Annotated in this window: 19 protein-coding genes; 15 read left to right on the plus strand and 4 right to left on the minus strand. The window is 60.3% G+C overall.

The genetic code is table 11. The features are described 5' to 3' along the window. Positions 1-41: 41 nt before the first annotated feature. Together HMPREF9695_RS04175 and HMPREF9695_RS04180 are read right to left on the minus strand one after the other, a co-directional pair. Positions 42-3,614: a molybdopterin cofactor-binding domain-containing protein gene (locus HMPREF9695_RS04175; protein ID WP_006019551.1), complete on the minus strand. Its 3,573-nt coding sequence runs from the start codon at positions 3,612-3,614 to the stop codon at positions 42-44. Continuing rightward, positions 3,614-4,102, minus strand: a complete 489-nt coding sequence (locus HMPREF9695_RS04180) for a (2Fe-2S)-binding protein (RefSeq protein WP_006019552.1) — start codon at positions 4,100-4,102, stop codon at positions 3,614-3,616. Before HMPREF9695_RS04180 ends, HMPREF9695_RS04175 begins: the two co-directional genes overlap by 1 nt. A 331-nt stretch (positions 4,103-4,433) precedes the next feature. Here HMPREF9695_RS04180 and HMPREF9695_RS04185 point away from each other — a divergent pair, with 331 nt between their 5' ends. The 9 genes from HMPREF9695_RS04185 (at position 4,434) to HMPREF9695_RS04225 (ending at position 13,289) form a co-directional block, all read left to right on the plus strand. Then, on the plus strand, positions 4,434-5,900 hold the full coding sequence (locus HMPREF9695_RS04185; protein ID WP_006019553.1) for a hypothetical protein: 1,467 nt from the start codon (positions 4,434-4,436) through the stop codon (positions 5,898-5,900). Then, positions 5,897-6,817 carry a UPF0280 family protein gene (locus tag HMPREF9695_RS04190; RefSeq protein WP_006019554.1) on the plus strand — a complete coding sequence of 307 codons (921 nt, stop codon included), beginning with the start codon at positions 5,897-5,899 and terminating at the stop codon, positions 6,815-6,817. The genes HMPREF9695_RS04185 and HMPREF9695_RS04190 overlap by 4 nt, the downstream gene beginning before the upstream one ends. Further along, on the plus strand, positions 6,810-7,394 hold the full coding sequence (locus HMPREF9695_RS04195) for an amino acid synthesis family protein (RefSeq protein WP_006019555.1): 585 nt from the start codon (positions 6,810-6,812) through the stop codon (positions 7,392-7,394). Before HMPREF9695_RS04190 ends, HMPREF9695_RS04195 begins: the two co-directional genes overlap by 8 nt. Further along, positions 7,391-7,975 (plus strand): amino acid synthesis family protein, encoded by a 585-nt coding sequence (locus HMPREF9695_RS04200; RefSeq protein ID WP_006019556.1) that lies wholly within the window; start codon positions 7,391-7,393, stop codon positions 7,973-7,975. The genes HMPREF9695_RS04195 and HMPREF9695_RS04200 overlap by 4 nt, the downstream gene beginning before the upstream one ends. Positions 7,976-8,084: 109 nt before the next feature. Then, positions 8,085-9,317, plus strand: a complete 1,233-nt coding sequence (locus HMPREF9695_RS04205) for an ABC transporter substrate-binding protein (protein WP_006019557.1) — start codon at positions 8,085-8,087, stop codon at positions 9,315-9,317. A 57-nt stretch (positions 9,318-9,374) separates the two neighbouring features. After that, positions 9,375-11,261: an ABC transporter permease gene (locus HMPREF9695_RS04210; protein WP_006019558.1), complete on the plus strand. Its 1,887-nt coding sequence runs from the start codon at positions 9,375-9,377 to the stop codon at positions 11,259-11,261. Continuing rightward, a complete protein-coding gene (locus tag HMPREF9695_RS04215) occupies positions 11,258-12,049 on the plus strand; it encodes an ABC transporter ATP-binding protein (protein ID WP_006019559.1) in 792 nt (263 codons plus the stop codon). Before HMPREF9695_RS04210 ends, HMPREF9695_RS04215 begins: the two co-directional genes overlap by 4 nt. Further along, on the plus strand, positions 12,046-12,750 hold the full coding sequence (locus HMPREF9695_RS04220) for an ABC transporter ATP-binding protein (RefSeq protein WP_006019560.1): 705 nt from the start codon (positions 12,046-12,048) through the stop codon (positions 12,748-12,750). The genes HMPREF9695_RS04215 and HMPREF9695_RS04220 overlap by 4 nt, the downstream gene beginning before the upstream one ends. A gap of 56 nt (positions 12,751-12,806) precedes the next feature. After that, the gene (locus HMPREF9695_RS04225; protein ID WP_006019561.1) at positions 12,807-13,289 is read left to right on the plus strand and encodes a MarR family winged helix-turn-helix transcriptional regulator; all 483 of its coding nucleotides are present in this window, start codon (positions 12,807-12,809) and stop codon (positions 13,287-13,289) included. Positions 13,290-13,300: 11 nt separating this feature from the next. On the opposite strand, the gene HMPREF9695_RS04230 is transcribed toward HMPREF9695_RS04225, so the two are convergent. Next, positions 13,301-14,500 carry an amidohydrolase family protein gene (locus HMPREF9695_RS04230; protein ID WP_006019562.1) on the minus strand — a complete coding sequence of 400 codons (1,200 nt, stop codon included), beginning with the start codon at positions 14,498-14,500 and terminating at the stop codon, positions 13,301-13,303. Positions 14,501-14,671: 171 nt separating this feature from the next. On the opposite strand from HMPREF9695_RS04230, the gene HMPREF9695_RS04235 reads away from it, so the two are divergent. From HMPREF9695_RS04235 to HMPREF9695_RS04245, 3 genes are all read left to right on the plus strand, one after another. Further along, on the plus strand, positions 14,672-15,445 hold the full coding sequence (locus HMPREF9695_RS04235) for a ferredoxin--NADP reductase (protein WP_006019563.1): 774 nt from the start codon (positions 14,672-14,674) through the stop codon (positions 15,443-15,445). 103 nt (positions 15,446-15,548) lie between these two features. Next, entirely contained in the window at positions 15,549-16,937 is a 1,389-nt protein-coding gene (locus HMPREF9695_RS04240) for a GumC family protein (protein WP_006019564.1), read from the plus strand. Between the two features lie 199 nt (positions 16,938-17,136). After that, positions 17,137-18,765 (plus strand): inorganic phosphate transporter, encoded by a 1,629-nt coding sequence (locus HMPREF9695_RS04245; protein WP_006019565.1) that lies wholly within the window; start codon positions 17,137-17,139, stop codon positions 18,763-18,765. 106 nt (positions 18,766-18,871) lie between these two features. Here HMPREF9695_RS04245 and HMPREF9695_RS04250 read toward each other — a convergent pair whose 3' ends face one another. Continuing rightward, positions 18,872-20,032 carry a patatin-like phospholipase family protein gene (locus HMPREF9695_RS04250; RefSeq protein WP_006019566.1) on the minus strand — a complete coding sequence of 387 codons (1,161 nt, stop codon included), beginning with the start codon at positions 20,030-20,032 and terminating at the stop codon, positions 18,872-18,874. Between the two features lie 279 nt (positions 20,033-20,311). Here HMPREF9695_RS04250 and HMPREF9695_RS04255 point away from each other — a divergent pair, with 279 nt between their 5' ends. The 3 genes from HMPREF9695_RS04255 (at position 20,312) to HMPREF9695_RS04265 (ending at position 23,029) form a co-directional block, all read left to right on the plus strand. Beyond that, positions 20,312-21,094: a 3-hydroxybutyrate dehydrogenase gene (locus tag HMPREF9695_RS04255; protein ID WP_041711250.1), complete on the plus strand. Its 783-nt coding sequence runs from the start codon at positions 20,312-20,314 to the stop codon at positions 21,092-21,094. Positions 21,095-21,108: 14 nt separating this feature from the next. Further along, positions 21,109-21,882 (plus strand): acetoacetate decarboxylase, encoded by a 774-nt coding sequence (locus tag HMPREF9695_RS04260; protein WP_006019568.1) that lies wholly within the window; start codon positions 21,109-21,111, stop codon positions 21,880-21,882. 127 nt (positions 21,883-22,009) lie between these two features. Continuing rightward, on the plus strand, positions 22,010-23,029 hold the full coding sequence (locus HMPREF9695_RS04265) for a CorA family divalent cation transporter (protein WP_041711866.1): 1,020 nt from the start codon (positions 22,010-22,012) through the stop codon (positions 23,027-23,029). Positions 23,030-23,057 lie beyond the last annotated feature (28 nt).

The following is a 23,057-nucleotide window of genomic DNA, read 5'->3' on the forward strand; positions in this document are numbered from 1 at the left end:
TATCCGGCTCCCTTGCGGGCAGCCAGTCACCGGGGGCTATTTTATGGCCTGCCTGCACGGCGTGCCCGGCCTATCGCCGCGGCCACGTCGACCCACGGCGCCTTATCGGGGGCGAACTGCTGTCTCAGGTATGAGACGAGCTCCATGATCTGCTGGTCATTAAGACTGTTTTTGAATGCGGGCATGTAGCCGAGATCGCTGGAGACCGGCTGTTCGATGCCGTGCAGAATGACCTGAACGAGGTTGTCAGGGGAGGCACTGTGAACGTTGCTGTTCAGCGCCAGTGAGGGTTTGCTGCCGAACAGCACGGGACCACCCACTTGATGGCACACGGCGCAGGCGCCGTCATAGATGCGCGCGCCAGCTGACGATGCGGAAGCTGATTTCACGCCTGTCGACGCTTCCAGCCGTGCTGCCAAGGCTTCCTGAGCCGACGGGGTGAGCGCCGTGTCGTTGAAGGAGGCAAGATAGACCGCCATGGCGCGGATATCGCTGTCGGGCACGGATGCAAGATCCCTGACGATCGGCGCCATCGGCCCGGCAGCAACGCCATGGAAACGGGATATCCCTGTTCGCAAATAGGCAAAGAGCTCGTCCTCGCTCCAGGGGATCGGCGCATGCGACAGGCCGGTGAGCGGTGGCGCTTCCCAGCCTTCCGCCATTCCACCGGCCAGATAGGCCTTGGCGGTTCTCTCTGCGCCCAATGCGTTGCGCGGGGTATGGCAGGCGCCGCAATGACCCAGGCTTTCGACCAGATAGGCTCCGCGATTCCAGACCGGCGATTCCTTCGGGTCGGGCTCGAAGACGACTGGCTTGTGAAACAGTGCATTCCAGCCCGCCAGCAGAGGGCGGAGGTTAAAGGGGAACGTCAGCGCGTTTTCCCGGTTGGTCGCGCGCACTGGCGTCTGCGCCATCAGATAGGCGTAGAGCGCTTGCAAATCGGCATCAGTGGTTTTGGCAAAGTGATTGTAGGGAAACGCGGGATAGAGCTGCCGGCCATCGCGATGGATGCCTTCGCGCATCGACCGTTCGAAGGCTGGATAAGACCATGCGCCGATTCCGGTTTCGGGATCGGGGGTGATGTTGGTGCTGTAGATGACGCCGAATGGCGTCTCGAGCGCGCGGCCCCCTGCATTGACGACGCCGTTGGCCTCGGTGTGGCATACCGCGCAATTGCCGAGTGCGGCGAGCTGCCGTCCCCGAGCGATGGTCGCCACCGAATAGGTCGATGCGTCCGGCCGTGCAATTGGTGCGATTGAACGCCACGGCAGCACCGTAGCGGCGACGCCGACAACAGCGGTGCATGCTGCGAGGGCACCTGCAAATACGGTGCGGCGTTTGAGAAACGGGTCTCTTTGACGTCGCGTCGGCCGTTCTTGCTGCTTCAGCCGGGGTTCAGGCAAAGCACTTGGTTGTGCAGGCCCTTGACCGCGCAATCCGGCGAGGATGCGATCGGGAGTGAACGGCGGTTCGCGAAACCGAACGCCGGTTGCGTCGAAGATGGCGTTGGCAATGGCTGCTGCACTGGGGACGGAGGCCGACTCACCGACACCAAGAGGGGGCTGGTCTTGACGCGGCAGCATCAGCACGTCGATCTTCGGGACATCCGGGAACTTGATGATCGGATAGGCGCCCCATTCCCGGCTCGCCACCGTGGTCCGGTCAAACGAGACCTCCTCCATTAGCGCGCGGCTGGTGGACTGAATAACGTTGCCGTGGATTTGGTGGCGCACACCGTCCGGATTGATCATCAGCCCGGAATCCTGCCCCGCAACCACCCGCGTCACACTCACGTCGCCGGTCGATTTGTTGACCGCCACATCGGCGACCCAGGCCGACCATGCCGCGCCATATCCAGGGAACTTGCTGTGGACGTAAAGAGCATAGGCAAAGCCGCGTCCGCGGACCACGTCGCCTTCGGACTCGGGTTCTTTCCAGATCGGGCGGGGAGTCCAGCCGGCGCGTTCCGCGACGGCATGAACCAGATCGACTGCGCGCGGGTCCTTCAGATAGCGCAGCCGGTATTCGATCGGATCGACACCGGCTTCGGTGGCAAGTTCGTCAATGTAGGATTCGTGCGCGAAAGTATTAGGCAATGCCGATACGCCGCGAAACCATGATGCACGCACGATTGGCGGCATGTCGTGCGCGACAACGCGGATGGCATCGTAATCGTAGGGCGGGATCGCGGTCCTGTCGCCCATCTCAAAGACAGCGGGCACCGGAGCAACTGTCCCGGTCAGCAACAGCGCCAGCGTCGGCGCGCCGTTCGATGGATAACGCGTGGTAAAGTCGTAGGCCGCAACGCTCCCGTCCGCACGAAGGCCGCCGTTGACGTCCATCAGCTGCGCGGTGCCCTTCGGCTCCCAGGCATGCTCTTGCTCGCGTGTCAGTTGCACGCGCACCGGGCGGCCCACGGCCCGCGACAGCAGGACGGCGTCAGCGGACACGTCATCTGCGCAGTTGCGGCCATAACAACCCGCAGCTTCCATCCGGATCACATCGATCTGCGATTCGGGCAGCGACAGGAGCAATGCGAGATCGGACCGGAGAATGTGAGGATTCTGCGTGCCGGACCACACACGCACCATGCCGTCCTGTACGTCTGCGACCGAGCAGGACGGCCCGATCGACCCGTGCATCTGGTACGGCCAGACATAGGTTCGTTTGATAGGTTTTTCAGCGGATGCAATGGCGACATCGACGTCGCCTTTATCGAGCAACGTGCGCGGCGTGCCGGGATTGGCACGGAGCGCGGTTTCAATGTCCTGAAGATCGGGCAGCGTTGGTGTCGGCTTCCAGGTGACTTTGAGCTGGGCTGCCGCCTTGATTGCATTTTCTTCGCGCTCGGCAACGACCCCCACGAAATCACCGATCTGCACCACCGACACCATTCCGGGGATATCGCGGACTGACGATTCATCGATGGCGATGAGGCTGGTGCCGACAAAGCTTCCTGCATCGACCCCGGCATAGGGCGGGCGGACCACACGGCCATGCAGCATTCCCGGCACGCGCACGTCATGCACATAGACCAGTTCACCGGTTGCCTTGGCCGGGAGGTCTACTCGCGGTGTCGATTGCCCGACAATCCTGTAGGCATCCACCGGCTTGACCGAGACATCGTCGGCGAGTTCAAGCCGGATGCTTTCGTCCGCGATGAGTTCACCGTAGCTGACACTGCGGTTGTCGTGACCGCGAACCAAGCCGTCCTCTATCGACAAATCGCTGACCGGAAGATCGAGTTTCTCCGCAGCCCGCGCCATTAGAAAGTGACGTGCCTGCGCGGCCGCTTTGCGCAGCGGGACGGCCGTGATCTGAATGGTTTCGCTGGCGATGGTGGCGCCCTGATTGGGCACAACCGAGGTATCGCCCAGCACAACGACCACGCGCGCAAAAGAGACGTCGAGTTCTTCCGCGACGATTTGACCAAGGGCAGTCCGGATGCCGGTTCCGAGATCGACGTGGCCGTTGAAGGCCGTAACAGTCCCATTCGCCGCGATCTTGATAAAAGTCTCGAAGGCCGGTTCATCCGCACCCGAAGAAGCCGGGCGAACAACGGACAGCGTTCCCGAAAGCAGGGGCTGGCGGTCCATCTCCGAATCGACCGCCATTACTTGTGTCCCTCAGCGACTTGGCCGGCAGCGCGCATCACCGCGCGCAGGATTTCGACGTGCGCACCGCAACGGCAAAGGTTGTACTGCAATGTACTGAGCACTTCAGATTCGGAAGGATGTGGATTCTGCATCAGCAGCGCCTTCGTCGTCATGATCATGCCGTTGAGGCAGTAGCCGCATTGCGCGGCCTGCTCCTCGATGAACGCCTGTTGTACCGGATCGAGGTGATCGCGCGATCCAAGACCTTCGAGCGTGATGACGTCTCGGTGCACGCAGGCGCTGATTGGAATGACGCATGAACGCGCCGCCACACCGTCGATGATGACTGTGCACGCGCCGCATTCTCCAAGTCCGCAGCCGAACTTCGGCCCGTTCAATTCGAGATTGTTGCGCAGCACGTAGAGCAGGGCGGTGTCCGGCGCGGCATCGACATCATGAATTCTGCCGTTGACGGTCAGGCGGATCGTTGTTTGCGTTGTGCTCATCGTCGCGGCCCGCTCTGCTGCGCTGCAAACACCAGCAACGCGTTGTCCGACGATACCGTTTGTATACAAACGTGCAAGCCAAGCGATGGAACGGAAACGCTGCACTCCCTGCGGCATGATGCATTGCACGATTTGTGAACACGAACGGTAGGCAATTGAGTTTTTATTCGGCAGTCCAGAATTTCGCGCGCGGCGGCGCTTGACAGGTTTCGGGTCTGCGCGCAACATCGTTCGTGTACGAACAAAATGCCGGATGTGGACGGACGGAATTTTATCCTCGCGGCATTGGTGCCGCTCGTCAGTTCAGTTTGGCTCGGACTCGAGTTTGGTCATGCTGACTGAAACAAATGTCGCCACTGCCGGCAGCTCGGACAAGATCCGCTGCGATGCATGTCCGGTGATGTGTTACATCAAGCCGGGCGCCGCGGGCGCTTGTGACCGCTACGCCAACAACAATGGTGAACTTGTCCGTGTCGATCCGCATGTCGTGCTGGAGCGTACGGTCTCCCATGGCGGGCGACTCGTTCCGTTTCAGGCCGATGGCGATTGGGACGGCAAGATTGTCCACGAGCCGAGCGTCTTCGTGACCGCTATCGGCGCCGGCACGACCTATCCAGATTACAAGCCAGCGCCATTTATCGTTTCTTCCGAGGTCGACGGTGTCGATATGGTCACAGTGGTGACCGAGGGCATCTTCAGCTATTGCGGCGTCAAGGTGAAGATCGACACCGACCGCTATCTCGGTCCTGAAACCGCGACTGTACGTGTGCAGGGTGAGGCTGTGGGTCATGTCACCACCGGCGAGTATGGCTCGCAGATGCTGTCGCTCGGCGGCGTTCACCACCTGACGGGCGGCTCCAAGAAGGAGGGCCGTGTCACGTGCGACGCGCTGATGGATCTGTCCAACGGCAAGCCTGTTGAAATGACGGTCGACGGCGGGGTGACGGTCGTTGTGCAGGCTGGTCATCCGCCCATCGTCAACGGCGTGCTTGAAGAGCGGATGCGTGTCGGCTGCGGTTCGGCCACTATCGGTATGTTCGCCAAGCAATGGCATGGCAAGATAGATGAAGTCGTGGTGGTAGACGATCACATCACGGGTGTTCTCTCCGAACATCAGGCAGGCAAGCTGCTCGATATTCCGGACACCGGCATCAAGCTGAAGGGTCGGCGCTCAACACCTGGCCGATACTTTCAGGTCGCCGAACCTGGCATTGGCTGGGGCGGCACGAATATCTCCGATCCGTTGTCGGTGCTTGGTCCGTTCGATCCTAAAACAGCGCGGCCCGGTCTGCGGATGATGATGGTGAGTACGACCGGCGAGCATGCAGCGTATTTCGAGCTCGACGAGGCGCTGAAGCCGGTCGAGAAGGAAATGCCGGCCGATCTTAGGAAATCCGTCGAACGCATTCAGGAGAATTGCGAGCCCGCGCTCTGCACCGTGCTGTTTATGGGCGGCGCAGGCGGATCGCTTCGAGCTGGCGTCACCGATAATCCGGTGCGATTGACACGTTCGGTCAAGGAGGCATTGACGTCTGTAACCTGCGGTGGTGCGCCGGTTTATGTATGGCCGGGTGGTGGCATCACCTTCATGGTCGACGTGACCCAGGTGCCGGAAGGAGCCTTTGGTTATGTGCCGACGCCGGCGCTGGTCGCGCCAATCGAGTTTACCTTGCGGCTATCGGACTATGCAGCGCTGGGCGGGCACATGGATCACGTGCGTCCATTGGCGTCATTGAAGAACAACACAGAAATCCGTCAGTTGCCGAAACAACTTTTCGAGCCGAGATCGCGCAAATGAAACGCCTCCCGCAAATCGGATGGCTCGCGGACGGCAGGCGGATTCACCTGCATGACGGTCCGATCGATCTGATTGTGGAGGCGCGTGGATCTGCAGCGAATGTCCGTGCGGCATACGCTGCTGCCGTGGAGCGTTTCACCGGTCTACTCGATGAACTCTGCGTCGAATTGCCGGAACTGCGCAAACCGGCGCGGCCTGCCGTCTGTGTTCTGCAGGGGGGTGTCGCCCGCCGGATGCATGATGCGGTCGCTCCATTTGCCGCAAATCATTTCATCACACCGATGGCGGCCGTCGCCGGTGCCGTTGCCGAAGAAATTCTCGGCACGATGGTGCGGGCGGCCGATCTCAGGCGTGCTTACGTGAACAACGGTGGTGATATCGCCCTGCATCTTGCCGATGGTGAGTGTTTTACCGTGGGCCTGGTCGATCGTCCCGACAGGCCTGAGCTGATCGGAAAGACCGTGGTCGAATCGAACGATCTCACCCGCGGCATCGCAACCAGCGGATGGCGTGGCCGCAGCTTTTCGCTCGGGATAGCTGACGCAGTGACGGTTCTGGCGCGAACCGCCGCGCAGGCTGACGCCGCGGCGACCATTATCGCCAATGCGGTCGATTTGCCGGATCATCCTTCGGTAGTTCGCCGCCCGGCAAACGAAATTCAGCCGGATAACGATCTTGGCGCACGCCTGGTAACGCGCGAGGTCCGCGAATTGCCATTGAGCGACATCAAAATCGCGCTTGATTCAGGGGCTGACGTGGCGCGTTTGCTTCTTAGGTTCGGCTTGATCGACGGCGCAGCATTGCATCTGCAAGGCGAAACCCGCGTTGTCGCGTTGAAGAGCATCGATAGTGTTATGCTGCGGCCCCTGCCGCACGTCGTCGCCAGAATCGGTACCGAAAGTCTGTCGCATGTCTGAAATCGTGATCCGGAAACGCGTCACCCTGATTGAGGAGATTTTTCACGAAGGTGGAAAGCCGGCAGCGCAGCCGCTGCGCCGTGGCGCGATCCTGTGCGCGATCCGCAATCCATTCGCCGGACGTTATGTCGAGGATATTGCGGGATTCATGGACGATCTGAAGCCGCTCGGAGTGGCCATGGCGGGCGCGTTGCTGAAGGCTCTTGGCGGCGATCCGGGAGCAATACAGGGTTATGGCAAAGGCGCCGTGATCGGCGCGTCCGGTGAACTCGAGCACGGTGCGTTGTGGCATGTGCCCGGCGGCTACGCGATGCGCGAAATTCTCGGCGAGGCCAAAGCCATTGTGCCGTCCGCCAAAAAGGTCGGCGGACCGGGCGCGCGGCTGGATGTTCCAGTGACGCATATCAACGCGTCGTATGTACGGTCACATTTCGATGCCATGGAAGTCGGTATCCCCGACGCGCCACGTGCCGACGAGTTGCTTCTCGCGCTAGTCATGACCACGGGTTCGCGGATTCACGCCCGGGTTGGCGGCCTGAAGGCCAGCGAGATCAAGGGGGAGGATGGATTGCGATGAGTGCGGTCATTCGCAAGATCGTAGTGGTCGTCGAGGAGACGCTCATGGAGGGCGGGCGGAATGTTTCACCGCCGACCCGCCGCGCGGCGGCCATCGCTGTGATCGACAATCCGTTTGCCGGCAGGTTCGTCGACGATCTGTCGCCGCTGATTGCAATTGGCGAGGAGCTCGGTGAACTGCTTGCTTCGAAGGCGATTGCGGCGCTCGGCATCGAAGGCAGCAAGGCGCAGAGTTACGGGAAGGCGGCGGCGGTCGGTGAGAACGGCGAACTCGAGCACGCGGCAGCAATCCTGCATCCGAAAATGGGTGCGCCGGTGCGCAAGGTGCTGAGCAAGGGCGCGGCGCTGATCCCGTCTTCAAAAAAGCGCGGCGGATTGGGAACCGTGCTCGATATTCCGCTTGGCCACAAGGATGCGGCATTCGTGCGGAGTCATTTCGACGGAATGGAAGTGCAGATCAATGACGCACCGCGCGCGAACGAAATCATGGTAGCTGTTGCCGTGACTGACAGCGGGCGGCCACTCCCGCGCGTCGGCGGTCTGACAGTTGACGAGATCAAAGGAGAGGACGGACTGCGCTAGCGATCCGTTTGCGCTTGATGCGAAAGAAGAGCCGAACCGCTCCACCGGGATAAGGAACGGACGGGAATTGAACGGGGACGTGGGTCTCCCGATACAAATGGAGGTTGGGATGCAACGAAGGATACATCTTTTCGGCAGTCTATCCGGGCTTGCGCTTGCCGCGGGTTTTAGTCTGGCTGGCGCGGCCCTGGCGACAACTGCCACAGCGCAGGGTGGCGAAATCAAGATTGGTGAGATCAACAGCTATTCGTTGTTGCCGGCATTCACCGAGCCATATCGCAAGGGATGGCAACTGGCGGTCGAAGAGATCAACGCCGCAGGCGGCATCAACGGCAAGAAGCTGGTTGTTGTATCCAAGGACGACAGCGGCAAGCCTGCCGACGCGCAGACCGCGGCGAATGAATTGGTATCGAACGAGAACGTGGTCATGCTGACCGGCACGTTCCTGTCGAACATCGGTCTCGCGGTGAGCGACTTCGCAAAACAGAAAAAGGTGTTCTTCCTCGCGGCGGAGCCCCTGACCGACGCGATTACCTGGTCGAAGGGCAATCGCTACACATTCCGCCTGCGCCCGTCGAACTACATGCAGGCTGCGATGCTGGTGGAAGAAGCAGCGAAGCTGCCCGCCAAGCGCTGGGCGACCATCGCACCGAACTACGAGTATGGCCAGTCGGCGGTCGCGGTTTTCAAGAAGCTGCTGTCCGAGAAGCGGCCCGACATCCAGTGGGTGGATGAGCAATGGCCGCCGCAGGGCAAGATCGATGCAGGCCCGATCGTGCAGGCGCTCGCGAATTCCAATCCGGAAGCCATCCTCAATGTGACCTTCGGCGCGGATCTCGTGAAGTTCGTGCGTGAGGGTAACACACGCGGCCTGTTCAAGGATCGTGCGGTGGTGAGCTTCCTCACCGGTGAGCCAGAGTATCTCGATCCCCTGAAGGAAGAAACACCGTCGGGCTGGATCGTCACCGGCTATCCCTGGTACAGCATCAAGACACCCGAGCACGATGCGTTCCTGAAAGCCTATCAGGGCAAGTTCAATGACTATCCGCGGCTGGGCTCCATCGTTGGCTATCAGACGATCAAGGCGGCGGCCGAAATTCTCAAGAAGGCCAATTCCACCGATCCGGAAAAGATGATTGTCGCGGCGGAGGGCTTGTCGATGTCGTCTCCGTTCGGGCAGATCACGTTCCGCAAGAACGATCATCAATCGACGCTGGGCGCATTCGTCGGCAAGACCGCGCTCAAGGACGGCAAGGGCGTGATGGTCGACTCCGCCTATCGCAAGGGTGAGGACTTCCTTCCAAGCGATGCGGAAGTCGAGAAACTGCGTCCGAAAGACTGAGTTTGACGACCGCGGGCGCGCCATGCGCCCGCGGCATTCTCAAGCCGTGGATCGCATATGAGCTTCTACTTTGTTCAGTTCCTGACCGGTCTTGCGAGCGCGGCGTCGCTGTTTCTGGTTGCCTCGGGTTTGTCGATTATCTTTGGCGTCACCCGGATTGTGAATTTTGCGCACGGCGCGTTCTACATGCTGGGCGCTTACGTTGCGTTCACGCTGACAGAGCGCCTGTCCGGCGCGCTTGGCTTCTGGGGCGGCATTGTCGCTGCGGCGCTTATTGTTGCCGTTCTTGGCGTGCTGGTCGAAATGGTGTTGCTGCGGCGGATCTATAAGTCGCCGGAACTGTTTCAGCTCTTGGCCACCTTCGGCCTGGCGCTGATGGTTGAAGATCTCGTCGTCTTGATCTGGGGTCCGGACGATTTGGTCGGCCGGCGCGCTCCAGGATTTCGCGGCGCGGTCGACTTCTTCGGCCAGAATATTCCGTCCTATGATCTTTTTCTGATCGTGCTCGGTCCTGCGGTGCTCGGAGCGCTGTGGTTGCTGTTCCGCCGCACCCGTTGGGGCGTTCTGGTTCGCGCAGCGACGCAGGACCGGGATATGGTCGCGGCGCTGGGCGTCAATCAGAAGTGGCTTTTCACCAGTGTGTTCGCGGTCGGCGTGTTTCTCGCCGCGCTCGGCGGCGCGCTGCAAATTCCGCGTGATGCCGTTCATCACGCGATGGACCTTCGCATCATCGTCGACGTCTTTGTCGTGGTCGTGATTGGCGGTCTCGGCAGCATCACCGGCGCATTCGTCGCTGCCGTGCTGGTCTCCGAACTCAACGCATTCGGCATTCTGATATTTCCGAAAATCTCGATCATTCTTGTATTCCTCGTCATGGCCGCCGTGCTGATCGTTCGCCCGTGGGGGCTGTTCGGAAAGCCGGAGGCGGTCGCGCGGAAGACGCCAGGGCTGACCGTCCGTCCGTGGCGGCCGCTGACCCTGAACGAGCGCTTCGCGATGCTCGCTGTCGTGATCGTGGCGTCGACGCTACCGCTGTTCGGCGGCAATTACGCGCTTACCGTCGGTGCGGAGATCGCGATCTTCGTAATCTTCGCGGCAAGCCTGCACTTCCTGATGTCGGTCGGCGGGCTCGCATCATTCGGGCATGCAGCTTATTTCGGTCTCGGCGCCTATGGAGTCGCATTCTTCGCCAAGGCTGCGGGCCTGCCGATGATTGCGTGCCTGTTGCTGGGGCCGCTGCTTGGTTTGGTCGGCGCGGCCATTTTCGGATTTTTCGCTGTTCAGCTATCAGGCGTCTACTTCGCCATGCTGACGCTGGCTTTCGCCCAGATCGTCTGGTCGATCGCATTCCAGTGGGTCGGCGTGACAGGTGGCGATAACGGCATTCTTGGCGTATGGCCCGACGCGTGGGCAGCGGGGCCGGCTCATTTTTACTGGCTATCGCTCGGTATCGCGACGATCGCGGTGCTGCTGCTTCGCGTTATTGTGTTCTCGCCGTTCGGCTACGCGTTGCGCGCGACACGAGATTCTGCATTGCGAAGCGAAGCGATCGGCATTGACGGCAAGTGGATTCAATGGACCGCATTCGTGATCGCGGGCACCGTTGCGGGTGTGGCCGGGGCGCTGTTTGCGTATCTGAAGGGCAGTGTGTTTCCCGATAGCCTGGGCATCTCGCTGTCCGTCGATGCGCTGGTGATGGTGCTGCTGGGCGGTGTCGAGACGGTATCCGGCGCTGTTGTCGGTGCGATTGTCTTCAAGGCACTGAATATCTGGCTGGTCAGTCAGACGGATTGGTCCAAGCTGGTGCTCGGCGCGGTTATCGTACTGATCGTGGTCGCGTTTCCGAAGGGCATCGTCGGCATGCTGGAAACAATTCGTACCCGGCGTCATCCGGATACATCGAAACCTGCCATGCTGGCGTCACGGATCGAGAGCGCGGAATGAGTAGCGCACCCACACTTCTTTCAGTCGAAGGCTTGACCAAATCCTATGGCGGCGTCCACGCCGTGCGCGGCGTATCGTTCTCCCTGGTGGCCGGTGAAATTCTTGCGCTGATCGGTCCAAACGGCGCCGGCAAGAGCACATGTTTTGACATGCTCAATGGCCAGAATGTCCCGGACAGTGGCAGTATCAACCTGCTGGGCAAAGACACCGCCGGAAAGAAACCGCGCGCGATCTGGCGGCTCGGCGTCGGCCGCACATTCCAGATCACTGCGACATTTCCCACAATGACTGTGCGCGAGAACGTGCAGGTTCCATTGATTTCCTATAACGCGCAGCTTTTCAACATGTGGCGCTCGACACCAGGATTCGAGCGGGACGAAGCGAACCGGCTGCTCGATCTTGTCGGCATGAGCGGTTATGCCGAGCGCCCATGCGGCGAGCTTGCCTATGGCGATCTCAAGCGCCTCGAACTTGCGATAGCGCTGGCCAATCAGCCAAAACTTCTTTTGATGGATGAGCCGACCGCGGGCATGGCGCCGCGCGAGCGTGTCGAACTGATGCGCCTGACCGCGCGCATTGCCCGGGAAAAATCCATAGGTGTTCTTTTCACCGAACACGACATGGACGTAGTGTTCGAGCATGCTGATCGTATCCTCGTGCTCAATCGCGGCACGCTGATCGCTGAAGGAACACCCGATGAGGTTCGGCGAAATCCCCAGGTCCGCGCGATCTATCTCGGCGAAGGACTGGTTTATGATGCGCGTCACCGCGACGGAGCCCCGGCATGAAGCTCTCGGTTCAGGGACTCAACAGCTACTATGGTCCGGCTCACATCCTGTTCGATGTCGCACTTGAGGTCGGTGATGGAGAAGTCGTTGCGCTTCTCGGCCGTAACGGGGCGGGCAAGTCGACCACGTTCCGATCGATCGTGGGCCTGGTCGAACAGCGGGAAGGCCAGATCATATTCGAGGGGAAGGACGTTTCCGCTCAGCCGACCCATGCCATTGTGCGCGGTGGGCTCGGTTACGTGCCGGAGGAGCGGCGCATCTTTACCGATCTCACGGTGGAAGAGAATCTCGAAGTCGGCCGTCAGCCGCCGCGCCAAAACGCTCCGCAGTGGACACGCGAGAAGCTGTTCACCCTGTTTCCGAATCTCGGCGAAATGCGTGGCCGCATGGGCGGGCGCATGAGCGGTGGAGAGCAGCAGATGCTGACCATCGCCCGGACCTTGATGGGCAATCCCTCTCTGGTCTTGCTCGACGAACCCTCGGAAGGACTGTCGCCGAAAATTGTCGAGCAGATGGTGGGTGCCATTCTGGCGATGAAGAAGGAAGGCGTCAGCATCGTTGTGTCCGAGCAGAATCTTCACTTCGCGAATCTGATTTCGGACCGGGCCTATATCATCGAGCGCGGCCGCATCTGTTTCAGCGGCACGATGAGCGAGCTTGAGGCGCGTCCCGACATTCGCGACGCTCATCTGGCGGTGTGACGATCGCATCGATTACGAAGTCCACCAGATGAAGGCAAGATATTAGGGGATTGGGAATGGCCAAGGTCGCTCAGAACAAGATCGCCGCGCTGACCAAGGGTGCTCCTCCGAGGAGAAGTCCAAAAAAGCAGCCCTATGTGCTTGAGGACCAGATCGGTTTCGTGTTGCGTCAGGTCTGGCAGCGTCACGCGGCGATCTTCGCAAGGGAAATCGGCATCAACCTTACGCCGACGCAATGGGCGGCTTTGGCGAAGCTGACCGAGACCGGGCCGTGCTCGCAGAACCAGCTCGGCCGCCTTACCGCAATGGACGTTGCAACCATCAAGGGTGTGATCGATCGGCTGACTGCCCGGGGGCTAACGGAAACCAGCTCTGACCCGCAGGATGGCCGCCGGCTTCTTGTCAGCCTGACGCGGGCGGGACAGGCGATGGCGGAGAAAGCTGCTCCAAGCGCACTGGCGATCTCGAAAGAAACGCTCGCGCCGCTCGATGCCAAGGAGCGCGAAATCTTTGTCACGTTGCTGAACAAGCTGCGCTGATGTCCCGCTGACTAGTGCGCAACGATCTCCGGCACTTTTGTTGCAGGCGGTGTGTTGCGGCTGCGATGCGTGCGGACAATGCCGTCAATGATCGTCATGCCGATGCCGGGCAGATCGCCGAGCTGGACGCTGTCCAGAATGTTCTTGCCAGCCGAATGCTGCGCCTTGTCCATAATTACGAAGTCCGCGGCGCGCCCCACTTCAATCAGGCCGCAGTCGAGCGCGCGCATCCTTGCGGTGTTTCCGGTAGCGAAGCAGAACGCGATTTCCGCCGGAACATCTCCGAGCGACGACAGCAGCGATACCATTCGCAGAATGCCGAGCGGCTGAACGCCTGAGCCTGCCGGCGCATCAGTGCCGAGAATGACGCGGTTCAGCTCTTTCATCTCGCGGGCTATCCGCAGCGTATAGAGCGCCGAGCGTTCGTTACCGTTGTGAACCAGCTCCAGGCCGCGCTTGCAGCCTTCGCAAATGCAGCGGATCTGTCCATCGGGCAGGGCGGTATGGCCACCGTTGATGTGGCCGATGACGTCGGTGTCGGCTTCAAGCACCACGTCCGCGTCAATCAGGCCGGATCCGGGGATCGACGGACCACCGGTGTGGATCGTGCTTTGAATGCCGTATTTGCGTGCCCATGCCACCATCTTGCGCGCGGTCGGGCCATCCTTGACGCCACCAAGACCTACCTCGCCAAGCAGCCTGACGCCGGCTGCCGCCAGTTCCTTGAAATCCTCTTCTGTCATCCCGGGTTCGATCACCGGTGCCCCGGCATGAACCTTGACGCCGCCGGGGCGCAGATTGTCGAACGCTCGCTGGGCGAAAATCGCCATTGCCTTGACGCCGACTACGTCGCGCGGACGGCCGGGCATGTGAACCTCGCCGGCGGAAATCATGGTGGTGACGCCACCATTCAGAAAGCTGTCGATCCACCCGATCTGGTTCTGCCGCGGGGTCCAGTCGCCGGCAACCGGGTGAACGTGGCTGTCGATCAGGCCGGGGGTGACCGTCGTTCCGTTGGCGTCGATGACCGTGGTCGCGCCCTCGGCGTCGATGTCCTTGACCCGCCCGATAGCGGTGATCTTGCCGTTCTCCGCGACAATGGTGTCAGCATCCAGGATCGGCTGCTCCATGGCCCCGCTCAGGATCAGACCGATATTCCGGATCACCAGCTTGGTCGGACCGGTGGTGCCCTGGGGCGCATCGTGGGCCATGGATTTTTCCTTCCGTGCAATGCCTTTTCAGCGGGTCGGCTCCAACTTGAGCGCGGGTTGACCGCCGTATCAAGCTGGATTATTCATTAGTACACAAATGAATTGGCGAGGCAATCTGTCTCCGCGTTTCTGATTTTGCCCCGCGTTGGCCCTGCACACGGATCGAGCGAAATGAGCAATTTCAATCAGGAGAGCGTCCTCAGCGTTCATCACTGGACCGACACCCTGTTCAGTTTCACGACCACGCGCGATCCGTCATTCCGCTTCCGCAACGGCGAATTTACAATGATCGGCCTGAAGGTCGGCGAGAAGCCGCTGCTGCGCGCCTACAGCGTCGCGAGCGCCAATTACGAAGACCGGCTTGAATTCTTCTCTATCAAGGTGCCGGACGGTCCACTGACCTCCCGGCTTCAGCATTTGAAGGAAGGCGACGAGATTATCGTCGGGCGCAAGGCCACCGGCACTCTTGTCATCGACAATCTGAAGAACGGCCGGAATCTTTATCTGATCGGCACCGGGACCGGACTCGCGCCGTTCCTCAGCGTGATCAAGGACCCGGAAACCTATGACCGCTTCGAAAAGGTGGTGCTGCTGCACGGCTGCCGGCATGTCGCCGAACTCGCCTATGGCGAGATGATCAACGATCGCCTTCCGAAGGATGACCTGATCGGCGAATTGGTCCGCAACCAGTTGATCTACTATCCCACAGTGACGCGCGATCCGTTCCGCAATCGCGGCCGGATCACCGACCTCATGACGTCGGGCAAGCTGTTCAGCGATACGGATCTCGCTCCGCTGGAGGCTGCACACGACCGCGTCATGATCTGTGGTAGTCCGGCGTTGCTTCAGGACACGCGGACGCTGCTGCTCGACAAGGGATTTACCGAAGGTAACCACGGCGAACCAGGCGAGTTTGTCGTCGAAAAGGCGTTCGTCGAACGCTAGCAAATGGCCATTTTTTGCGCCGTTTAGACGAGCATTGGCCTCGCCACGGATGCCGATTTGTCGGATTATCCGGTCCCAGGACGCGCAGCGTAGGGACGTTGGCATGGCGATTTCCGACAACGACAGGCACGATGCGTACCTGTCCCGGATTCAGGCACCTGCCCTGGATGTGGAAGGTGTTGCAGCGGTATTGCGCCGCCGGGCGAGATTTATTGCTGCGGTCACCGTTATTTGCGTCGCGCTCAGCCTTGTCTGGATATTGTTGTGGGCTCCCAAGCATGTTGCATCCGGCCAGATTGTGCTCGATCTGCCCGCCCAGGCCGCAACCGATGCCGGCAAATCCGCCAATTCGGAAACAGTAGCGGTTGGCATCGACAACCAGATCAACGCCCTGACATCGCGCAGTGTCCTCGACAAGGTGATCGCAAGAGAAAAGCTCGGTACCGATCCGCTTTTTGGCGGCAAGTCGAAGGGGCTCCTCTTCACGCTTCTTGCAGGTGTCGGGCTTGTTCCGGCGTCCGAGCCACATGCCATGGCGTTGCGGCAACTGAACCGTGCGATCAGCATCGTTGGCAATCCCGGCTCCGACACCGTGAACGTCAATGTCGTCACGCCCGACAGAGAAACGTCGGTGCGCGTCGCCAACGCGGTGATGGACAGCTACGTGGAGGAGCAGAGGCTCGCTGGCGCTGACGCGGCACCTGGGGCTGCGGCGCCTCTCGGCGAACGGCTGGGAACACTCCAGACGCGCTTGCGGGAAGCCGAACAGCGATATGAGAAATATCGCACTGACAGCCTGGCGATGATGGCTGGTGGTCAATCCAGTGCCGAGAAACAAGCCAGTGAGATCTCCGAACAGATCGCCGCGGCCGAGGCCAGAGCCGGCGGCTTGCGTTCGACGCTGAATCAACTCCAGCGTGCCCGGAAAATCCTGGATGGCGGCGGAATTCCGGACCCTGTCCGGGGAGGAGCAATCGGGACATTCAGAAGCCGTTACGCCGCCGCACGGGAACTGGAAATTGATCTTTCCGAAACGCTCGGACCGCGTCACCCCGACCTCGTGATCGCCAGGATGCGGGCGACCGAAGCCAGACGGCTGCTGGAACAGGCGATTCAGGATGGGGTTCAGTCGGCTGCAGCCGATCTGGAACGTACCCGCGCAGTGGTGACTCAACTCAAGAACCGCCTTGAAGCGTCAAGGCAAAATTCCGTCAAAACCAGCGAAGCGAGTGCGCGGCTCAAGGAATTGGAGCGGGACGTCGAAGCCCACCGTGCTGCATACCAAGCTGTCCTCGCGCGATCTCAGCAACAGCGGCCGGACAACCCGGGCGCGCGGGTCTTGAGCCGTGCAGTGGTCCAGCCGGAAACCGGCCGAACGTTCCCCATCGGGACCTTGTTCATCAGCTTGTTGCTCGGTCTTGGTCTGGGTGTCAGCCTGGCCTGGCTGCTTCAATTGATGGATGAGAAAGAAAGAGCGGAAGTACTGCGTTAGGTCGCCGTGTTTCTCGAACCATTCCAAGATCTTGTCCCGGCGTTTTATCCGCAGGCTTCAAAAGCTGCGGAACCCATGAATATTCGCGGACACTGCTCATCTGAAACCGAAGCGCGTCGTCGGGCCGATGTGAAAGGTGTCATCCAACCTTCAAGTTAAACGGTCAAAAAGAACCCCTGAGTTTCATAAGGGGTGTGAGATGAGCGACATTACATTGAATTCCGGGGTTGCCGACGGGCAAACCATCGAGCCGGCTTCAAGGCCCAATCTCGATAAAGGTTTTAACCCACTGACCATGATCCTGTTTTTTGGCATCCTCGCCGCGGGTGCAATATTTGTTGCCTACAGCATTTACGTCGATATCGACGCCACCGGCACCAAGGTCACGACCTATCTTCCCTACATCCTGCTGTTTGTTGCGCTGCTGATTGCGCTCGGCTTCGAATTCGTCAACGGCTTCCACGACACCGCAAACGCCGTTGCGACGGTGATCTACACCCATTCGCTTCCGGCGGAATTTGCCGTGATGTGGTCGGGCTTCTTCAACTTTCTTGGCGTGTTGCTGTCGAGCGGCGCGGTTGCTTTCGGCATCGTCTCGCTGCTGCCGGTTGAGCTCATTCTTCAGGTCGGAAGCAGCGCCGGTTTCGCCATGGTGTTCGCGCTCTTGATCGCAGCCATCGTCTGGAATCTCGGCACCTGGTACTTCGGTCTTCCGGCGTCCAGCTCCCACACGCTGATCGGCTCGATCATCGGCGTCGGCATCGCCAACGCGGTCATGCGCGGACGCGATGGTACCTCGGGCGTTGACTGGACCAAGGCCACGGAAATCGGCTACGCGTTGTTGCTCTCGCCGTTGTTCGGCTTCTGCATGGCGGCACTTCTGTTGCTGGTGTTGAAGTTCGTTGTTCGCAATCCGGCGCTTTACGCTGCTCCGGAAGGCAACAAGCCACCGCCGCTGTGGATTCGCGGTATCCTGATCGCGACCTGCACCGGCGTCAGCTTCGCGCACGGATCAAACGACGGCCAGAAGGGCATGGGCCTGATCATGCTGATCCTGATCGGCACTGTGCCGACTGCCTACGCGCTGAACCGCGCCTTGCCGGAATCGCAGGTCATCAAGTTCCAGCAGACGTCAGAAGCGGCGTCAAAGGTGATCGCTGCGAAGGGCGCCGGCCATAGCATCATCGGCGATCCCCGTCCGGCAGTGACTCAGTATGTCTCGCTGCACAAGATCAACGAAGGCACTTATCCGTCGCTGGCGGTTCTCGTGAAGGACGTCGGCGATCAGGTGCAGAAGTATGGCACGCTGAGCAAGGTTCCTGCCGAAGCGGTGGGTAACACCCGCAACGATATGTACCTGACTTCGGAGGCGATCCGCTTCCTGATGAAGGACAAGGAAAACGACCTCAGTAAGGAAGATGTCGCGACGCTCAACGCTTACAAGGGTTCGCTCGACAGTGCCACGAAGTTCATCCCGACCTGGGTGAAAATCGCGGTCGCGATCGCGCTGGGTCTTGGCACCATGATCGGCTGGAAGCGCATTGTCATCACCGTCGGCGAGAAGATCGGAAAAACACACCTGACCTACGCGCAGGGTGCATCCGCTGAACTCGTGGCAGCAGGGACGATCGGAGCGGCTGACATCTTCGGCCTTCCAGTCTCGACCACCCACGTGCTGTCGTCCGGCGTCGCCGGGACCATGGCAGCCAACGGCTCGGGATTGCAGATGGCCACCATCCGCAACCTGCTGATGGCCTGGGTGCTGACCTTGCCGGCAGCGATCTGCCTCTCCGCGGGCCTCTACGTGCTGTTCTCGCACCTGTTCTGATCGACTGCCGCTACAGCGGCAATGACAACGAAGGTCCCGCGTTAAGAGCGCGGGCCCTTTCTGTTTCAACGCATCCGACCAACAGAGCGAGACGGGACCGAGAGGCTCAGTAATCCTTCTCGCGGTGCACGTCATGAACGACGATGCCCATACCGGCTTCCGGCATGGCCAGCCATTCCCGCCGCTTCAGCGTGCGGCGGGTGTCCTCAAGGCCGCTCAGCCAGTGCTCGCGCATCGAGGTGGCGGAGAACTCGTGGTCCTTGGAATCGCCCTCATAGGCCTTTTGCTGATAGATCATCTGCAGGATGGTGATTTCGGGCAGGTCCGCGAAGCGGTCGCGCAGCGCGCGCTCGTGATCGGTCAGCTTGTCTTCCGGAACCTTCAGCAGCGCCTTGTAGAAGTCGGTCTTCAGGTTGTTCATACGCTTGTAGACGTCGGTGTTGTAGCGCGTACGTGACGAATACATGATGTCCTTATGCCGGGCCATCACCTCCTGGATGTCACGCGGCAGGACACCCCGCGCGTTGAACAGGTCGACCTGGAACACCAGCGAGTTCATCTTGTCTTCCTGATCAAGCAGATGTTGTAGCGGCGTATTGGAAACGATGCCCCCGTCCCAGAAATGGTCGGTGCCGATCTTCACCATGGGCAGGGCAGGCGGCAGAGCGCCGCTGGCCATGACATGCTCGGGCTCGATGACTTCCTTCTTGTTGTCGAAATACAAGAAATTGCCGGTGAGGACGTTCACCGCGCCGACGGCGAAATGCATCTTGCGGGAATTGATCAAATCGAAATCGACAAGTTCCAGAAGCGACGCGCGCAGCGGTGCGGTGTCATAATAGCTGGTTGCCGTTCTGGCACCGGCCGGGCTGAACCATGGATTGATGTCATGCGGCTTGAAGAAGCCCGGCTGACCCATGGTGGTCGTCAGGAATGAACTCGTCAGGTTGCGGGCCTTGCGGTAAATGTCGCCGTCCGGCGTGTAGTGCCAGACCTTGCGGCTGGTGATGCGGTCCCAAAAGGTCCGCAGCCGTTCGAGCCGCCGCTCCGGCGGGTTACCCGCGATGATGGCAGAATTGATCGCGCCGATCGAAACGCCGCAAACCCAGTCGGGCTCCATACCGCTTTCGTGCAGGGCCTGATAGACGCCTGCCTGATAGGCACCCAGCGCCCCGCCGCCCTGGAGAACCAGCGCCACGCGGTCGCAGCGATCGGGCCGCCAGTGTTGAGACCCAACCGTTTCGGATTTCGGCGTACGCGCATCCATGACTTTGCCCCGTTGATTTTCTTGCCTCGAAAGTCCGGTGTGCAGATTTCAGATGAGCGGTGACGCTGTCGTGACAGGCTGCTCGTCTGATTGCGGAATCTGCTTCGTGGTTAGCAGATCGAAGCGGGCAAAGACGGGTGTCACCGGACTGAAGAAATTTCCTCACATCGATGTCAAGGACCGCCGTTAGCTATTGTGCATTGCAATTCCTACCGCACTTTAACCGTACTGCCGGTAACGACGCGGGCCTTTGTTTCGGCAGTTCAGATTGGCCACAGCATGCTGTCCGGAAAATCCGCCATCGTAACAGGCTCCACCAGCGGCATCGGCCTCGGCATCGCACGCGGTCTAGCCGCCAGCGGCGCCAACATCATGCTCAACGGCTTTGGCGATCCCGGCGAAATTGAAGCCATTCGTCAGGACATCGCAGGCGAACACAACATCAAGGTGTTGTTCAGTCCGGCGAACATGACGATCCCTCAGGAAATCGAGGAAATGATCGCGTTCGCCGAGGAAGAGTTCGGCAGCGTCGACATCATCGTTAACAATGCGGGCATTCAGCACGTCGCGCCGGTCGAGGACTTTCCGATCGAGAAGTGGGACGCCATCCTGGCGATCAATCTATCCAGCGCTTTCCACACAACGCGGCTGGCGGTTCCGGCGATGAAGAAGCAGTCGTGGGGCCGGATCGTCAACATCGCATCTGCACATGCGCTGGTGGCTTCTCCGTTCAAGTCGGCTTACGTCTCCGCCAAGCACGGCATTGCCGGTCTTACCAAGACGGTTGCACTCGAGGTTGCGGAGCACGGCATTACCGTGAATGCCGTCTGCCCCGGCTACGTCATGACGCCGCTGGTCGAAAAACAAATCCCCAAACAGGCCAAGGCGCGCGGCATCACTGAACAGCAAGTTATTTCCGACGTGCTGCTGGCCGCACAGCCAACCAAGCGCTTCGTCACGGTGGAAGAGCTAGCCGCGCTGGTGACATTTCTCTGCACCGACAATGCGAAATCGATCACCGGAACGACATTGCCTGTTGATGGCGGCTGGACCGCGCACTGAAAAGGAACGCTTCCATGCGCAGAGCGGATATTCTTAGATTGCCTTCGATGCCTGCCGCTGGTCCGAGTTATCCGGCCGGCCCATATCGCTTCATCGATCGCGAATTTCTCGTCATCACCTATGAAACCGATCCCGCTCTGATCCGTGCCGGGCTTCCTGAGCCACTGGAGCCGATCGACACTCCAGTCGTCCACTATGAGTGGATCAAAATGCCGGATTCTTCCGGCTTCGGCAGCTATACCGAGTCAGGGCTGGTCATTCCTGCGCGCCTGAACGGTGAAGAGGTCAACTTCGTCTCGCAGATGTATCTCGATGACGATCCGCCGATTGCAGCGGGGCGCGAGATCTGGGGATTTCCAAAGAAGTATGCGCACCCCAAGCTCGAGGTCGTGAAGGATACACTGACCGGCACGCTGGAATATTCCGGTCAGCAGGTGGCCATGGGCACCATGGGCTACAAGCACGAATCCATGACCGGCAACGGCGAAATCACGCGCGCGACGCTGTCCAAGACCCAGATCAATCTCAAACTGATCCCCGGGGTCGATGGCCGCGCCGAGGTCTGCCAGCTTGTTGCGATCAACCTGATCGACATCAATGTCAAAGGTTCATGGATTGGACCCGGACGGCTGCATCTCATTCCGCACGTCAATGCACCGGTAGCCGATTTCCCGGTCAGGCGCGTGATCGGGGCGCATCATTTTCTGGCCGATCTGACGCTGCCGTATGGTCGCGTCGTGCACGACTACAACAAGGAAGCGGACGATCTGGCGGAGGCGGCGGAGTAAACGGCGCTGCCATGCGCTTGTAACAAACCTGTCGTCATATCGGATCGGTATCCAGGTGGCTCGCTTTGGAGCCTCCGGTAGTGTTGTGAGCTTTGGGCGGTTGGGGCTTATCGTGCAAGCAGAAGCGTTGACGGCTGAGGGTATCGCGGCCAGGCATTCACCGCATGCGGCGCAGATTCCGGGTCTGGTATGGGCGTTCCGGATTCATGCCAATGGAAGTGCCGAACCGCTGAACGTAGATGAGCCGGTCGACCTGCGCGGTGACGGGTTGCTCTGGCTGCATTTCAACCTTGGCGATTTGCGCGCCGATCAATGGCTCGCATCGGCCGACCTCGACATTCCGGAGGCAGGCAAGGCGCTGCTGCTGTCACGAGATAATTTCCAGCAGATCCACGCTGCTGACGACAGTATCTATGGCGTCTTTTCCGATCTGGTGCGCGCCATTGACCGTGTCACCGAAGAAACCGGCTACCTTCATTTTGTCATGACCGAACGGTTGCTGGTCAGCGGCCGTCATCACGCACTATGTGCCGTCGATGCGACGCGGCGCGTTCTCGAAAGCGGCCAGCAGCGCATCAGCAGCGGAGCTGCTCTGCTCGAAACCATCGTCGAATACGTGGCGGAGACGATGGAGCGCGTTGCCGAGGAGGTCGGAGCAAAACTCGACAGCATCGAGGAGAAGATCCTGTCCGACGACTCGACCGATCTTCGCAGGGATCTGGGCCGGCTGCGTCGTACCTGTGTCCGCCTGCATCGCCAGTTGTCGGGCCTTCTGCTGATGTTCCGCCGCCTTGATCAGCAAGGGCCGGAGGCGCTCAAGCCGGCATTGCGGCTGCGCGCAGGCAAGCTCGCGCAGAGATTGGATGCGCTCGACCACGTGGTCGTGGAAATGCGCGAGCGGAGCCGGCTGCTTCAGGAAGAGCTGCACCTCAAGATCGAGGAGCAGACAAACAAAAGTATCCATCTGCTGTCGGTTCTGACGGCGCTGCTGCTGCCGCCGACGCTGGTGACCGGCGTTTTCGGCATGAACACCAAGGGATTGCCGCTGACCGACGTGGAGACCGGATTTCTGACGGCCAGCGTTCTGATCGTCTCGTCATCCGCGCTCGCCTATTTCATCATGAAGCGCTTCGGCATCCTGAGATAACTCGAGATCGCCGTGCAACATTCGTTGA

Origin of the sequence: Afipia broomeae ATCC 49717, assembly GCF_000314675.2 — a bacterium.
Taxonomy (GTDB): Bacteria; Pseudomonadota; Alphaproteobacteria; order Rhizobiales; family Xanthobacteraceae; genus Afipia; species Afipia broomeae.